Source organism: Lactobacillus sp. WILCCON 0058, assembly GCF_057198005.1.
On record NZ_JBUBHM010000001.1, the window covers coordinates 214,000 to 228,110 of the forward strand.

Annotated in this window: 15 protein-coding genes; 12 read left to right on the forward strand and 3 right to left on the reverse strand. The window is 49.8% G+C overall.

Annotation, left to right across the window (positions count from 1 at the left end):
• Positions 1-5: 5 nt before the first annotated feature.
• A complete protein-coding gene (locus ACYVUU_RS01030) occupies positions 6-3,011 on the reverse strand; it encodes a TIM-barrel domain-containing protein (RefSeq protein WP_484499693.1) in 3,006 nt (1,001 codons plus the stop codon).
• Between the two features lie 307 nt (positions 3,012-3,318).
• On the opposite strand from ACYVUU_RS01030, the gene ACYVUU_RS01035 reads away from it, so the two are divergent.
• The 11 genes from ACYVUU_RS01035 (at position 3,319) to ACYVUU_RS01085 (ending at position 12,287) form a co-directional block, all read left to right on the forward strand.
• Positions 3,319-3,717, forward strand: coding sequence for a choline-binding protein (locus ACYVUU_RS01035; protein WP_439776097.1), 399 nt, complete (start codon positions 3,319-3,321; stop codon positions 3,715-3,717).
• A gap of 9 nt (positions 3,718-3,726) precedes the next feature.
• Complete coding sequence (locus tag ACYVUU_RS01040) at positions 3,727-4,542, forward strand: hypothetical protein (RefSeq protein ID WP_484499694.1); 816 nt, start codon at positions 3,727-3,729, stop codon at positions 4,540-4,542.
• The gene (locus ACYVUU_RS01045; protein ID WP_484499695.1) at positions 4,542-5,072 is read left to right on the forward strand and encodes a hypothetical protein; all 531 of its coding nucleotides are present in this window, start codon (positions 4,542-4,544) and stop codon (positions 5,070-5,072) included. The genes ACYVUU_RS01040 and ACYVUU_RS01045 overlap by 1 nt, the downstream gene beginning before the upstream one ends.
• Before the next feature lie 33 nt (positions 5,073-5,105).
• On the forward strand, positions 5,106-5,711 hold the full coding sequence (locus ACYVUU_RS01050; protein WP_484499696.1) for an ATP-binding cassette domain-containing protein: 606 nt from the start codon (positions 5,106-5,108) through the stop codon (positions 5,709-5,711).
• On the forward strand, positions 5,701-6,189 hold the full coding sequence (locus ACYVUU_RS01055; RefSeq protein WP_484499697.1) for a hypothetical protein: 489 nt from the start codon (positions 5,701-5,703) through the stop codon (positions 6,187-6,189). The genes ACYVUU_RS01050 and ACYVUU_RS01055 overlap by 11 nt, the downstream gene beginning before the upstream one ends.
• Positions 6,190-6,216: 27 nt before the next feature.
• Entirely contained in the window at positions 6,217-6,714 is a 498-nt protein-coding gene (locus ACYVUU_RS01060) for a hypothetical protein (RefSeq protein WP_484499698.1), read from the forward strand.
• A 119-nt stretch (positions 6,715-6,833) separates the two neighbouring features.
• Positions 6,834-7,982 (forward strand): N-acetylglucosamine-6-phosphate deacetylase, encoded by a 1,149-nt coding sequence (nagA, locus tag ACYVUU_RS01065; RefSeq protein ID WP_484499699.1) that lies wholly within the window; start codon positions 6,834-6,836, stop codon positions 7,980-7,982.
• A 137-nt stretch (positions 7,983-8,119) separates the two neighbouring features.
• A complete protein-coding gene (locus ACYVUU_RS01070; protein WP_484499701.1) occupies positions 8,120-8,746 on the forward strand; it encodes an ATP-binding cassette domain-containing protein in 627 nt (208 codons plus the stop codon).
• A 2-nt stretch (positions 8,747-8,748) separates the two neighbouring features.
• Positions 8,749-10,257 (forward strand): hypothetical protein, encoded by a 1,509-nt coding sequence (locus ACYVUU_RS01075; RefSeq protein WP_484499702.1) that lies wholly within the window; start codon positions 8,749-8,751, stop codon positions 10,255-10,257.
• Positions 10,258-10,263: 6 nt separating this feature from the next.
• A complete protein-coding gene (locus tag ACYVUU_RS01080) occupies positions 10,264-10,983 on the forward strand; it encodes a LytR/AlgR family response regulator transcription factor (protein ID WP_484499703.1) in 720 nt (239 codons plus the stop codon).
• Between the two features lie 14 nt (positions 10,984-10,997).
• Positions 10,998-12,287, forward strand: coding sequence for a GHKL domain-containing protein (locus ACYVUU_RS01085; RefSeq protein ID WP_484499704.1), 1,290 nt, complete (start codon positions 10,998-11,000; stop codon positions 12,285-12,287).
• 63 nt (positions 12,288-12,350) lie between these two features.
• On the opposite strand, the gene ACYVUU_RS01090 is transcribed toward ACYVUU_RS01085, so the two are convergent.
• Positions 12,351-12,824, reverse strand: coding sequence for a nucleoside 2-deoxyribosyltransferase (locus ACYVUU_RS01090; RefSeq protein WP_201330142.1), 474 nt, complete (start codon positions 12,822-12,824; stop codon positions 12,351-12,353).
• Positions 12,825-12,993: 169 nt separating this feature from the next.
• Between ACYVUU_RS01090 and ACYVUU_RS01095 the strand changes: the two genes are divergently transcribed.
• Positions 12,994-13,473, forward strand: a complete 480-nt coding sequence (locus tag ACYVUU_RS01095; protein WP_484499705.1) for a PTS sugar transporter subunit IIA — start codon at positions 12,994-12,996, stop codon at positions 13,471-13,473.
• Here ACYVUU_RS01095 and ACYVUU_RS01100 read toward each other — a convergent pair.
• The gene (locus tag ACYVUU_RS01100) at positions 13,470-14,108 is read right to left on the reverse strand and encodes an ABC transporter ATP-binding protein (protein ID WP_484499707.1); all 639 of its coding nucleotides are present in this window, start codon (positions 14,106-14,108) and stop codon (positions 13,470-13,472) included. The genes ACYVUU_RS01095 and ACYVUU_RS01100 overlap by 4 nt on opposite strands.
• Between the last annotated feature and the right edge of the window lie 3 nt (positions 14,109-14,111).

Below are 14,111 nucleotides of genomic sequence, written 5' to 3' on the forward strand. Positions count from 1 at the left end.
ACTGCTTATTTAAGGGGCCGGTAGAAGTCGATGCCGCTGGCGGCAGCGTAATCGCCGGTCGTTTCCAGGATGCTGAGGCGGACAGCCTTGGCGCTGACCCCTCTGAGACCGATGACCTTGTTCTTGCAGTCACTGTTGAACTGGTAGTCAGATCCGTAGCTGGTGAAGTTTTCACCGTCGGTGGAGATTTCAACCCGCATCTTCAAAGGCCGGCCATCCCGGCTGCTGGCTCTTGGCAGGTAGATCAGCTTGTTTAATTCCGTTTGGTCCGGGAAGCTGAAGGTCAAAGTCAGTGGCTGGTCCTCACTTGGCTTGCCCACGCTTTGCCAGTCGGTTGCCAGTCGCCGGTCCAGGAGGTTTTTCAGCTGGTGGCCACGTTCACTTTCTTGGCTGGAAGTGACTTTGACATTGGAAATGATAAAGTCCCGCGGGTCCCGCTTGGTCTTGACCTGCAAGAGGTCGGACCATTCGGATACCTTGTAGCCAGCTTCATAGCGGAGGCGCAGCCGGTAGCCAGTGTTGGCGGCCAGGTCGGTGAAGGTGAAGATGTTCCCGCTGATCCCGGTGTAGAGCAGGCCGTTCAATTCGATCTGGACACTAGGCGTCCGCTGGGCCCACTTGACCGTCAAAGAGTGAGCGCTGATTTTATCTCGGTCGACTTCGACCTTGCCCGGCAGGGGCAGGGCGGCGTCGGTGATCTGGTGAACCAGTTGCTCATTGGCGAAGCGGAAGTTGTTGACCAGGATTTCCAGCTTTTCCTGCTTGATGTCCCGCTCCTGCAACTTGATGATCAAAGCTGGGCGAGGGGTTGAACCCAAGTCCTTGAAGCCTTCCGGCCAGCAGAACTTGTTGTCGTAGTAGAAGCCTTCCTTGGCTCTTTGCAGGGTTTCCGGCGTGCCGTATTCGGTCAAGGTGATGACTTCATTGTCGCCGGCCCGGAGCTGGATTTCATCTGGGTGCTGGTCACAGTATATATAAAGGAAGGTTTTCTCTTTAATGGCCATGTTCGGGTAGTAGCCGGTGGTTGGTTCGATGATCACGCGCAGCTTGCTGTCGGCCACATGGGTGCGGATGACGGTTTGAGCGCTGTTGTGCTTGTAGTCGCTTTGGTCGTTGTCGCTGTAAGTGCTGATGGAGGCGTCGCCTTGCGGGTAGAAAACGAAGCGCCGGTTGCCCAGGTCAAAGATGCTGCCGCCTCTGACGAAGACGGGCAATTGCCAAAGAGGGTACTTGCGCCGGTTGTAGACCCGGCCGCCCATCAAACGGTCGCCGGTAAAGAGGTCGATCCAGACAGTCTGCTTGTCGGGCAGGTAGATCCGGTCGCGGACGCTCATGCCTTGATTGTCAGACTTGCCGTTGACGATTGGCGCGACAAGCAATTGGTCGCCCAGCATGAATTCATCGGCAAAGTCCCGGCCGTAGCCAACCTGTTCATGCGGAAAGGCCATCAAGAGCGGCCGGACCAGGGGCAGGCCGTCTTGGGCCTGGCGGCTGAGGGCATAAAGGTAAGGCTTTAGCTGCTCGCGCAAGCCAAGGTAGGCCTTCATGATCCGGGAGACCTTATTGTTGAAGGCGAAAGGGGTCTTGCTGAGGGGACTTTGGTCGTCGATGACGAAGAAAAGCGGGGTAAAGGTCTTCCATTCCAGGTCGCGGACGGCGACTTGGGCGTTTTCTTGCCCGTGCTTGCCACCAGCCGCTGCCCCAATGAAGGGCAGGCCGGACAAACCAGCACCTAATAAGGTAGAGATTTGCGTTTTGATGCTGGACCAGTCGCCGCTGACATCGCCGAAGGCCAGGGCAGCCTGGCCTTGGTAAGGAAGGAGGCTGTCGCGGACCAGGGTGAGGGGCTTGGCTTTCGGATTTTCCTTAGCCAGGTCGGAATTGACGGCAGTCAAGTCGCTGCTTGGGTCGTCGACCGCGGCAAATTCGCTGTGCCGGGCTAAAGGCTGGCCTTTTTCACTCCAGAAGCCTGGATGGCAGTTGCGATTTTGGGCATAGCTGGCAAAGGCGGCAAAGTCATCAGGCTTGGCCGCGGTTTGGCTTTCATAGTTGGGGATGATCCAGGATAATGGGAAGCCCCAGCGCTGGTAGCGGTCCAGCATGGCCCGGGCGGAGAACTGGTAGTCCTTTTCCCCGTTCAGGCTAGGCAGGCGAGCGCCGGTTTCAGCCTTTCTTGAGTAGTAGCGGTTGTCTTCAAAGCGGACTGCTTCATGGCCCTTGCCGTCAGCTTCTTGCCAGGAGCCATCAAGGAAGTTGCCCAGGTGGCCGAAGGAGAGGGCGTAGCTGGGCAGCATGAAGGGTTTGCCCGTCAAATAATAGAAGCTGGACAGCAATTCTTGCGGAGAGTTTCCTATTATATAGTAGCTGTCAAAGACCGGGGTCCGGTGGCTGAGGATGGTGAGCTGGGAATTTTGCCGGCCGAAGTCGTAGTGGCCAGTCGCGGTCGTGTTGCGCAGTTCGGCAAAGCCAGCGTTGGTCCAGAAGAAAGGCACGGCAGCCAGAACGCCGTCAGCCCCGGTGATGCCATCGGTCTTGATGGTGATTTTTTCGCCCTTGTGGCTGAAGTGGCCGTTTTGAACTCCGCCGCCGTAGTAGTATTCGTTTTGCCCTTGTTTCAGAATTTCGATGCTGTGCTTGCCGCTCAGTTCGAGGGCAGAAGCTTGGACCATCCGCGGCCGGTGGACGGATTCGTCAAAGATGCTGAAGGTGCCGGTTTTCTGCTGGAAAATCAACTTGCAGCTGCCAGCGGTGATGATGAACATGTCGCTGGTCGCGTGGGCCGTGGCCCGGGCGAAACATTGCGGGTCGGGCTCGATGCCTTTGACCAGCATGTCATCTGTTTCGGCAAATTCTTGACTTGGATCCAGCCAGTAGCGGAAGATGCCGCTTGCGATCAAGTAGACGCGGGCGATCTCGCCGGTCGCGTAATGAAGCTCATAGTAATTTTCACGCTTATTGACGCCAACCAGTCTTCCTAATTGATGTCTTGAATTTTGCAGGTCTGCAGTCATAATCTTTTTCCTTTATGTCATGAAATATCTAATCTAATTATAGCCAAAAAGCCGATAAATTGGAAAAAATAGCCTATACCAGTTTGGGTTGCCAGGATGGGTTGCCGGATAAGCTGCAGACATATTTTATTCATAAAAAAGGAAGTACCTGTCTAACAATATTTAGCAAAAAGCTGAAAATACTTAGCGCTTGTTAAGCATAATATATAACAAAAAACTCTTTTTCACATTGACGCAAAAAAACAAATAATGATATAATCAAAAAGAAAAAATAGGTTATTTTTTATAAAACAAGGAGGAAAATGTAATGAAAAAAGCAAAATTATTGACGGCAGGGTTAATTGCAATGTCACTATTATCAGTAACTGGGTTAGTTGGTGCTGCAACATGGACCGCTGGAACAACTGGAGTACCCGGCTGGGGGCAATGGGGTGTAACTCAAAAGTCAAATTTGAAGACAACTAATAGCCAGTACGCGTCATTTAATGGTGATGCTATGCCAAATTCTTTTGGCTATAAAGTTAAATTAGTGAATAATGTTGGTGAAACACGATCAGCGGAAACTAATTTGCAAAAAAATAAAACAACTAGAGGGGGCAATAACACTGGCGTGAAAAATAAGCATTATCGTGCGGCAGTGAGATCTTCTAATTTCGAACCCAACTACAGCAATGTAAGACTGCACTTTAGTGCGGATAAAAAGTAGGTGAAAGGGATGAACTTAGTAAAGAATCGCTATGTTTTCGGTGGATTAGCCTTATTGACACTGGTTGATGCACAGAACCAGCTTGGCGCTATTGAGGCAAATAAGATGCTTAAGCCTAGTTCGAATTTGGCTTGGCAACTGTTTTATAACTCGCAGCTCGCGGGTGGATATGAGTCGATAATTCACTTTGTATTATTTTTGGCCTTATTCCCAGCAATCGTCAGCTGGATGCTAATCTATCAAAAGAACAGCAACTTGGACAGCAGCGCTTTGACCCGTGTAAATAGGAGAAACTATTGGGCCAAGCAGGGGCTGCAGCTTTTTGTGCTAGCTGCCGTGTACCGCTTATTGCTGACCGCTATGGAACTTTTGCTTGTATCAGTCAAGTTCGGATATCTGGATTTTTCTCTTACTTTTAAGCAATCAGAAACTTCTTTTACGCTTTTTAACCAAAATGCAAGCTTACAATTTTTGATTTATACTGTTATTTCAGCACTGGGCTGGGGAATTTGGGCTTTATTGACTTATAGTACTTGTCTCTTTGTCAAACGGACGATTTTGGTGATTCCTGTAGCCTTGCTGGTCAGTTTTGCTGGTTCAGTTCTTCCAATAGTCATTGCTCAAACGAATATTCCGGTTCTCTATGATTTTGCATACGCGCTGCTTTTTGGCAATATACAGGCTCCAGGTGTCATGACTGTTAATGGAAAACTAATGGGAGTTACAATTGTATATCCGCTTGTCAGCCTGATTTTTTATGCTGGCCTTTCTGTTTTGTTTGCGCGTCTTTATATGCATAGAGCAGGGCAAGGACTGCTGGATTAATGAAGCTGATTTTTTGGAATCCGAAAGCCAAGACTGTCTGGGGGATGATGCTCTTTTTAGCGCTTATTGCTCCTGTCATCTCACCGATAAAAAATCTGTTTGGAATTGGTTTGGCGGGCTTTTACACCTACTTAATCCAGCTACCGGCTTGCTTGATCATTTTGGGCTATGACTTGGCTCTTAGAAAGAGCCGGGAGCTAGTCGAATTACGTCAGTCGCTTGCTAAGGTTTATGTAAAAATTCTTCAGTTTAATCTGCTGACTGCTAGTCTCTTTTACGTAAGCCAACTTGCGATTTGTTTTTTGTTTGGAGCCCGCATTGCAGGACCAGCTGAGTTTCGGCTGACGATCATCATTCTGCTGGCTAAGTTTTTGATTCTGCTGCTGACAATGTCCTTGTATGCCTATAGCTTTACGTTGCCAAATGGCTGGCCGCTTTTAGCGGCAGCTACTTTGTTGCCACTTTTATATCACTACTTAATTGAGCTTGGGCCTCTTTATGGTGCGCTTAGAGCTATTGGCAGTTTGTAGGACGATTAAGCTGATAATTTTTGGAGGAAAGAAATGTTAGAAGTTGACCACTTGCAGATGTCTTTTCAAGGGCAGGAAGTAATCAAGGACGCGACCTTTACCCTTGAGCCAGGCGACCTGGCCCACATCACTGGGCCAAACGGTTGCGGAAAATCTACCTTATTTAAAGCAATTACCGGCATCTACCAGGCAACTGGCGGGAAGTGCACTTTGGGCAAAAAAGATGAAATTGGCGCCTTGATTGAAAACCCTGGTTTCTTGGAATTTGCTGACTTGAAGAGCAATTTGAGTTTTCTGGCCAAGCTCAAGCATGAATTTGACTATGACTACACGCAGACTTTTTGTCAAAGACTGGGCTTGGATTTAGCCAGCAAGCAGCGCATGAGCAAGTATTCAATTGGGATGCGGCAGAAGGCCGGGATCATCCAGGCCATCATGGAAAAGCAGAACGTGATTCTGCTGGATGAACCGTCAAGAGGCTTGGACGCGGATTCTTTGCTGGCTTTCGCGGACTTGGTCAATGACCTGGCTAAAGAAGGGCGGAGCGTGGTGATCGCGTCCCACGATCAAGTGCCAGGCATCAACTACAACAAGCATTATGTCTTAGAGCAAGGCGTGCTGACTCAAAATGAAAATTAACAAACAATTTCTGCAATTAAGCGCGGTCGTCAGTCTGCTGGAGGTCTGGCTTTTAGAAGTCCAGGGGCCGCAGAAAGCAGCAGCGGCAGGGCAGATCAGCTATGGGATCTACCTGCTCACCCCAGTCACTATCTTGTGTGGCCTTGGCCTTTTGGCCATGCAGCTGTGGATCTTTGTTTCCTGCCAGCAAGACTTGCAGGAAGTGTGGGTCTTCATGAAGGTGCGGCGATTGTCAGCGAAAGAAGAAAACCGCGCCATCTGGCAATTGCTTAGTCCAGGTTTGGCAACAGCTTATTGGCCCAACCTCCTTATTTTATTCTTGGCCTTCAGCTGGCAGCTTTTGCTCGGATTGCTGGTGTATGTTGTGTTAACAGGCTTAGCCGCTTGGGCAGGGATGAAGCTGCAGAAGAGCTGGCTGATCATCCTGCTTTTAACTTTGATTCGGCTGGGCTTTTGCCTGTGTTTATCTTTGGGTTAGATGAAGGCAGATTTAGGGGTAGAATTGTTGGAAAATAAACTAGATGATATTCTGGCGAAAGATGACGAAGAGAATGAAGGCAAATGGTATTACCTTGATTTCTTCCCTGTAACCTTTCAAGCTGGAAATGATAAATTTGATGAGTTTGAGTCATTTATTCAAGAAAAGTACTATAAATCTTTTTCTAAAAAGCTTTCTTTCATTATTTTGGGCCTGGTCAGCTATTATGACGCGGAAATCTATTTGCATGATGTGGATTACGGTGATGACCGGCTGAACGCCTTGCGTCATCAAGATCTTCTAAGCCAATTAGAATACCCGGACTTGAGCAAGCTCATCAAGCGTTTTTGTGTGAACGAAACACTTGGTTTAAAAATTGCCTTGCAGGATCATGACAATTTGGCATTGATGCTCTTTGAAGGCGGCTTGCGGCTAAGTTTTTACAATTTGACGGATGAGCAGAAGAAAGTTGCTGAAGACCTGGTCCGGTCGCAGGGCTTTTTCTTCAAAAAATCCAATAGCTGATCTTTAACTGCCTAAGACAGGCAGTTTTATTTTTGCTCATTTTTTAGCAAAGCATTGACTAAAAGGCTTACAGAGTTAAGAATAATAGAAGAAAAAGATTGTTTTACTAAGGAGAAAAAATGCGCTATTACATTCATGCTGATCAGTTTTACCTGCCAAATGGCCGGGAAAAAGGCGGCTATTTAGAGATTGTTGATGGTAAATTCGGGGCCTACCTGCCAGAAGGCAGCCAAGTGCCGGACGCGGTGGACTACACTGGCTTTAGCGTGGCACCGGGCTATGTCGATACTCACATCCACGGCTCTGTTAAAGAAGACGTGATGAAGAGCGACTGGGAGGGGATCAACCGTCTGTCTGAAGCCTTGCTGAGTGCCGGGGTAACCAGCTGGCTGCCAACGACAGTGACCGCGTCCAGTGAGCAATTGGCTGAAGTCTGCCGGATGCTGGCTGCTCACCAGGGAGAAGAAAGCGGAGCTAAGATTCAAGGGATTCACTTTGAAGGCCCATTTTTCACGGAAGAACACGCGGGGGCGGAAAATCAAAAATACATGATGGACCCAAGCCCGGCAGAACTGGACAAGTGGCTGGAAGCGTCAAAGGGGATGCTGAAGAAGATCTCTCTTGCGCCAGAACGTCCGGGAACGCCAGCATTCGTAAGCTATGCTGTCAGCCGGGGAGTCAAGGTGGCCTTGGGTCACTCTAGTGCCAGCTACGACCAGACTAAGGCAGCTGCTCAGGCTGGGGCAACGATTTTTACCCACACCTTTAACGGGATGCCGGACTTTTCCCACAACCGGCCAAATATCGCCAACGCGGCCATGGCCTTAGAGAACATGGATAACGAACTGATTGCGGATGGTCACCACGTCACGCCTAGCGCCATCAAGGCCCTACTGGCGGCAAAAGGCAAGGATCATATCGTTTTGATCACTGACTGCATGGAAGCCGGGATGATGCCGGATGGCGACTACATGCTGGGGGAACTGCCGGTATACGTCAAGGACGGGATGGCGCGCTTGAAGGATGGCGACAACTTGGCCGGCAGCGTCTTGCAGCTGAAGGACGGGGTAAAGAACCTGGTTGACTGGGGGCTGGCCGGCAAGGAAGAGGCTGTTTTGATGGCCAGCTATAACCCGGCCCGCAGCCAAGGCCTGCTGGACAAGTGCGGGGCAATTCGTCCGGGCCTGCCTGCTGACTTTTTGATTTTGAAGGATGACATGTCCCTGGCGAAGACCTACTTGAATGGGGAAATTCGCTGGGAAGAATAATAGCGAAGCTCGCTGCTGGTCAGCGGGCTTTTTTGCTGCCATTCACCGGCGCAGATGACCATTCAACGGCATTTGCGGTTTTGGAACTTTTTTTAGGGATAGAATTACGGTGTTGAAACAAAGGAGGATGTAGCGCGATGAAAGGAATAAGTGTTTCTGCCGATCAGATTACGGCGCAAACAGGAGACAAGCTGCTTTTTCAAGATTTATCTTTTCAAGCAAATGGCGGGCAAGCAGTTGCCCTGGTTGGCCGGTCCGGCGCTGGCAAAACCACTTTGCTCAACCTGCTCGGCTTGTTAAGCCTGCCAAGCAAGGGAAAAATTCTGATCAATGGCGAGAATGCCAGCAGCTGGCCGGAAGGGAAAAGGGAGAAATTTTGGCGGGAAAAGGCGGCCTTTCTCTATCAAGATGCTGGAATCATCGATGAAGAAAGCCTGCTGTACAACGTTTCTTTGACTAAGGCGAAAAAGAGCCAGGAACAAGCCTTGCATTGCTTGAAAATGCTTGGTTTAACGCAAGCTCATGAAAAAGCAGCCGTGCTTTCTGGCGGGGAAAAGCGGCGTCTGGGTCTGGCCCGCCTTTTATACAAACAGGGTCAGGTGATTTACGCGGATGAACCGACCGCTTCTTTGGACGCGGCCAACCGCCGGCTGGTCACTGATTTGCTTTTAAAACAGGCACAGGCAGGCGCGCTCGTCTTTATCGCCACCCACGATGAAGACCTGGCGCAAAAGTGTGACGCGCGAATTTGTCTGGGAGAATGACCATGCGTAATAGAATCAACATTGCCGCTTCCAGTTTGCTCTTCGCCCTTGTCTTTCTGTATTCTCTTGGACCCGGCCGCGATGCAGTAGACCGGCTGCCTTTGATCTGCAGCCTGCTTTTATACGTCACAAGCCTGCTTTTGCCTTTGCAGCTTGGCTATCGCAAAGATACTATTCGCCTGCTGGCCGGAATCAGCAGGTTGGAAATCTGTCTGGATAATTTTACCTGTCTCTTTGTTTGGAGCCTTGATGGCAGCCTGCTTGGTATTTTGTTGTTTGGTCTGATTTTTCGTGAAAAAAGTTTTTTAGGCAATTCTGCTCTTTTACTGTTGATTGAACTGGTCTTGATTTTCTGTTCACTGCTGCTGATGAAGCTGCCGGACAAATTTCGCGTCAGCCGCGGTTCTGGAAAAAATCAAGGAAAAATCGCCCTGCGTTGCCTGCAAGTATCAGCCTTGCTGCTGTTAGCCTGGTCCCTGCCGCAAGCGGCCTTACTGGCCAAGAGTGCCTATGAAAATTACCAGTCAAAGGAAAAATGGCAGCAAGTTCCAGCAGCCGTCAGTTTTGATGATGATGGCCGCTTGGACCAAAGAGATCATTACCCGGCTGAACTCGCGCTCATCAAAGATGAAGAGCGGCAAGGCAACGCGGTTTTGTCCCTAATCATGGATGACCAAATGCAAACGTCAAAAGCTGAATTAGGGGGATATGACCACATCGTTTTTGTCAATGACCAGGCTTTAAAGCTGGCCGGTATCAGCCGCCAAGACCTAAAGGAAGTTGCCCTGGCCGACTTGCCAGCAGAAAGCCGGAATTTCTTGCGCAGAATCTTGCCACTTAATACCGCAAAGCGGCAAACCGTGCCGAAAGGGATGCACTTGTTGACCAGCCGGAAAAAGCTGGCCGCTTTAAATGAAACGCAAGATTTTCAACTTTGCCGCAATCCCTTGATCATCTACAGCAAATGGCCCAGCCAGATTTATGACATGCATGGCTTTTTATATCCAGCTTTGTCGACGGGCAATCTCTTCTTTATCCGGTCAGATAAGCTTATTCCTGCCTTAAAGCGGCGCGGCTTGACAAAAATTTACTCGCCAGAGCCTTTCCGCTTGAAGCAGCTCGCCCAAAGCAAGTTGGAGTTGGCCAAGCTCTACTTAAAGAGCTGCTTGTGGGAGTTGCTGAACAGCGCCTTGCTCTTGTTTTTGCTGGCCAGCATCTTGAACTATCAAGCTGCTGCCTGGGTTCAGCTCAACCGGACCAAGGTTTTCGCCTTGTTTACCAGTGGGCACAAGTGGAGAATAATCTTCCCGCCTGCCGCGGTGGCGGCTGCCTTAGCGCTGCTTGTTTGTTTTCTGGTCACGGCTATCTTGCTTGTCCTTTACGCTGCAAGTCCTGCTGGGCTTTTGATCTGCCAGTTTTCCTTTATCCTGCTGTATACTTTGGTATATGGAAAGCTCTTGAGCAAAAAGAGCAAAACAGAAGTTAAACGGATGATTGGCCGGAAAGGGTAGAAGAGGATGAAAGAGGAACTGGGCCTGCGGATAGCGGTTTGCGACGATGAGGAAAAAGAACGCGCGAGTTTGCGGCAGTTGCTGGTCATGGAGCTAAACGCCGCACATGTCGACTGCTACGCGAGCGGGGATGACCTGCTTGAAGCAGGGAAAAAGTACAACTTGATTTTCCTGGACATCGAAATGCCTGGCACAAGCGGAATGGAGACGGCCCGCCGCCTGCGCCGTGATAAGCGCGGCGATTTGCTGGTCTTTTTAACTGCTTATGACCGCTATATGCCTTCCGCCTTCGAAGTGAAGGCCTTCCGCTACTTGCTCAAGCCCTGGAAGAAGGAGGATATTGCCTTGGTTTTGCGGGCTGCTTACCAGGAAATCCTGGCCAGGCAGCTCTTGGCAGTTCCTTTGCCGGACAAGGCAATGACTGCTCTGCCCTTAAATGAAATCCGCCTGCTGGAAAGTTTGGGAGACCAGAGCTGCATCTATATGGCTGACAAAAAAGTAATCAGCCCAGAACCCTTGAAGTATTGGGAAAAACAACTGGACAGCGCCTTGTTTGGCCGGGTGAGCAGGCAATACATCGTGGCTTACCAGCATATCAGTGATCTGAAGCATAATCAGCTCTACCTTGCCGGCCTTAAGCAGCCAATCCTGCTTCCCCGCCGCCAGGTCAAAGCTGTTGAAGCTGCCTGGCTTGACTACCTGCGCTTTTATGCCCAGCCGCTGTGATTTTGGAGCATAATATGAATTTGTCTATCGATGCCGTGACGCTTTTGAACACGGCTTTTATCCTGCTGCAGTTCAGCAAGCTTTATCTGGCTTTTGCCTATCTCTTTGCCGAGAAAATCAGGCCGGCCTGGTTGCTGGGGATTTACTTTTTTGGTTTGGTGGCCTACTGCCTGGCCGGTCCCCAGCTGGGACTTTTGAATGAAGCTTTGATCTATGCCCTGCTTGCTTTGGGACGGACTTTGCTGGGGCCATTAAAGGAAAAAGACCTCAGCCAGCTGGGCAGCTATGCGGTTTTAAGCCTGCTGGATCTGAGTCTAAAGCAGCTGCTCCGCCGTCAAGAAGTTGGCGCGGCTGATCTTATTTTTGAAGCTGCCATAGCTTTGACTTTCGTTTACCTGTTTTTGGCGCCTAAGGTCAAAAATGTTTTTGCCAGCTGGCCGGACAAGGCCAAGTGGCTGTTTGTTTTCCTGGAAATTCTGGCTTTGGGCGCGGCGAGTCTGACAGCAGGTCGTTTTCAAGCCTATCTTCGCCTGCAAAAGCAGCTGCCAGTGCTAGAGGCCTGCTTGGCTGGAGCTGCCGTCTGGCTGGACATGGCTCTTTTACAAGGACAGTTTAGGGTTTGGAAATTAAAAGGCGAGATGAGTGAACAAGAGCAGCTGCTCCAAGCTGAGGAAAACTATTATGAATCGCTTTTGGCCCGGGAGAAAGAAACCAAGAAGTTCCGCCACGATGCCCGCCAGCACTTGGTCAGCCTGCAGGGCCTGGCTCATGCCGGCCAGTATCAGGAACTGACTGCCTATATTGACGACTTGGTTGGTAGCAGCCAGATGACCCGGCAATTGATCGATACTGGTAACAGCGGAATCAATGCCGTGATTGGTGACCTGGCCGCCCGGTATCCGCAGGTTGAAATCAGCTGGACTGGGGTGATTCCCGGCAACTTAGCCTTGCGGCAGCTGGATCTGTGCATTATTGCCGGCAATCTTTTGAAAAATGCCTGCCAGGCAGCCTCACTGGCGGCAGACCACCAGGTTAAGGCAGTGCTGAAATTTTCCGGGAAAACCATGCTTTTGACCGTAGCCAATCAAACGGATAAGGGGGTCAAGGTCGGGCCAGAAGGGGATAGTGTTGCGGCAAACGGACGGACGGGGATTGGCTTAGGCAAGGTCAAATCCTTTTTGGAGCCTTACCACGGCCGCCTGCGGTTAACTTTTAGCCCGAAAATCGCGCTCGCCAGCGGCGGGGGAGAATTTAGAGCCGAAGTCTTTGTGCCAAATGCTTTAAAAGCCCCCCGGGAGTTTTAGAAAAGAGAAAAAGCCTGTCTTCCAAGATTGCGGAAGGCAGGCTTTTTGTTAGATGTAGCTTTTTTAATATACGGCACCTTCGTAGAAGTCGAAGCGCAGCTTGTTGAAGTTGAAGTCCTTCAGCTGGCTCATCTTGATCACGTTGTCGCTGACGCCCCAACTCATGAGGTTGATCGGCTTGCCGTAGTCTTCATCTGGGATAACCAAAAGGACGTACTTGCCTTGGCTCAAGGCGTAACCCAGTTCCATGCCCAGGCCGACGTCTTCTTCGTCAGGGATGTAGACGCCCAGCATGACATCGTTGGTCTTGATCCCGTTCAAGTCGTTGTTGTAGGTGGCTGTAGCCCAAACCTTGTCGTGTAGGTATTCCGGGTGTTCGTCGACCCGGATACCCTTGTACTGGTTGTCCAGGGGAACGTAGCTGTTTTCCAGGTCAATCGTTGGGTTTTCCTTGAGGGCTTCCATGGCTTCCTTGTAGGCTTTGTTTTGGCGGTCAGTGAACCAGCCGGCACCGAAGTAGATCGTCTTTTTTGGCATATCTTGTATTCCTTTCATGTCTGTTGCGAGATATTGTGTTTCTTTTTCTAGAATAACTTTACCATTTTCCGCCCCGGCTGACTAGTCAAAAATTAAGCGCCAGTCAAGTTGGCCAGCGCTATATAGCTTATAATAAGGGTAGTTGTATTTTTAAAAAGGGGTGGAAAAAGTGACTGAAGAACTCTTAAAAGCGGAAAGCTGTTTTGTTTTGCGGGCCGAAGACCGGGCCGACATGTTTGCCCAAGTCTACAAAAAGCTGCTGGAGCAGGGGCTGGTAGCGGCCGGCTTTTTAGACCAGGTGGTGGACAGGGAAGAGGATTTTCCGACTGGCCTGGCCAGCTGCAATCTGGCCCCGGGTCTCCCCAACCTGGCTTTTCCGCATACGGAAGGCTGCTTCGTCAAGCAGCAGCGGGTCGTTCCCATTAAGCTGCTGGACCCGGTCAGCTTCAAGAGCATGGTCGATCCCAGCCGTGAATTGCCAGTTGGCTTTTGCTTCATGCTGCTGGACCAAAAGGCGGACGGCCAAGCTGAACTTTTGGCCAGAACCATGACCTTCCTCAGCCAGGCTGAACCAGAAGCCCTCAGCCGGATTTTTGCCCAGACTGATCCTGCCGGCTTGTACTCTGCCCTGTGGGATGCGGGATTTTAATTCTGACTTTGGTCTAATTGCCCATCCGTCAAATGGTAAATTTTTTGCGGTAAATTCTGCAATAGCAGAGGATCATGACTAACCAAAAGGGTAGTCGTTCCTTGCTTTTGCATTTCTTTGATCAAAGAGATAAAAAGTTGGATAGCTTTAGCATCCAAACCATTCGTTGGTTCGTCCAGAAGCAGCAGATCAGGCTTCTCCATAACAGCTTGAATAATGGCCAGTTTTTGCCGCATGCCTAAGGAAAAGGACTTTACTTTAGAGTCCTTTTTTTGATCCAAGGCGAAAATCTTCATGCTTTCAATAATTTCAGCTTCATTGATGGTATTGTTGATGGCCGCGAGGTTCTTTAGGTTCTCGAGTGCTGTCAAGTAAGGAATAAAATTTGGGGTTTCGATGATTGTGCCGCAGTTTACTGGCAACTGTTGATTAAAACGAACCGATTGCCCGGCTAGCTTGATTTCACCGCTAGTTTTGACAAAGCCTAAGATGGCGCGTAAAAGCATGGTTTTGCCAGAACCGTTGTCGCCAGTGAAAGCAACAACTTCGCCTTTTTCGACAGATAAATTGATATCGTTTAAGACCGGCTGGCCCTTAATTGTCTTGGAAACATGATTGAGAGTAAGGTATGACATATT

What these genes read in the sequence shown, in the direction of transcription:
- ACYVUU_RS01030 (WP_484499693.1), bottom strand. Translation starts at nt 3,011, where the DNA reads ATGACTGCAGACCTGCAAAATTCAAGACATCAATTAGGAAGACTGGTT.
- ACYVUU_RS01090 (WP_201330142.1), bottom strand. Translation starts at nt 12,824, where the DNA reads ATGCCAAAAAAGACGATCTACTTCGGTGCCGGCTGGTTCACTGACCGC.
- ACYVUU_RS01085 (WP_484499704.1), top strand. Translation starts at nt 10,998, where the DNA reads ATGAATTTGTCTATCGATGCCGTGACGCTTTTGAACACGGCTTTTATC.
- nagA (WP_484499699.1), top strand. Translation starts at nt 6,834, where the DNA reads ATGCGCTATTACATTCATGCTGATCAGTTTTACCTGCCAAATGGCCGG.
- ACYVUU_RS01075 (WP_484499702.1), top strand. Translation starts at nt 8,749, where the DNA reads ATGCGTAATAGAATCAACATTGCCGCTTCCAGTTTGCTCTTCGCCCTT.
- ACYVUU_RS01035 (WP_439776097.1), top strand. Translation starts at nt 3,319, where the DNA reads ATGAAAAAAGCAAAATTATTGACGGCAGGGTTAATTGCAATGTCACTA.
- ACYVUU_RS01100 (WP_484499707.1), bottom strand. Translation starts at nt 14,108, where the DNA reads ATGTCATACCTTACTCTCAATCATGTTTCCAAGACAATTAAGGGCCAG.
- ACYVUU_RS01055 (WP_484499697.1), top strand. Translation starts at nt 5,701, where the DNA reads ATGAAAATTAACAAACAATTTCTGCAATTAAGCGCGGTCGTCAGTCTG.
- ACYVUU_RS01050 (WP_484499696.1), top strand. Translation starts at nt 5,106, where the DNA reads ATGTTAGAAGTTGACCACTTGCAGATGTCTTTTCAAGGGCAGGAAGTA.
- ACYVUU_RS01080 (WP_484499703.1), top strand. Translation starts at nt 10,264, where the DNA reads ATGAAAGAGGAACTGGGCCTGCGGATAGCGGTTTGCGACGATGAGGAA.
- ACYVUU_RS01070 (WP_484499701.1), top strand. Translation starts at nt 8,120, where the DNA reads ATGAAAGGAATAAGTGTTTCTGCCGATCAGATTACGGCGCAAACAGGA.
- ACYVUU_RS01045 (WP_484499695.1), top strand. Translation starts at nt 4,542, where the DNA reads ATGAAGCTGATTTTTTGGAATCCGAAAGCCAAGACTGTCTGGGGGATG.
- ACYVUU_RS01040 (WP_484499694.1), top strand. Translation starts at nt 3,727, where the DNA reads ATGAACTTAGTAAAGAATCGCTATGTTTTCGGTGGATTAGCCTTATTG.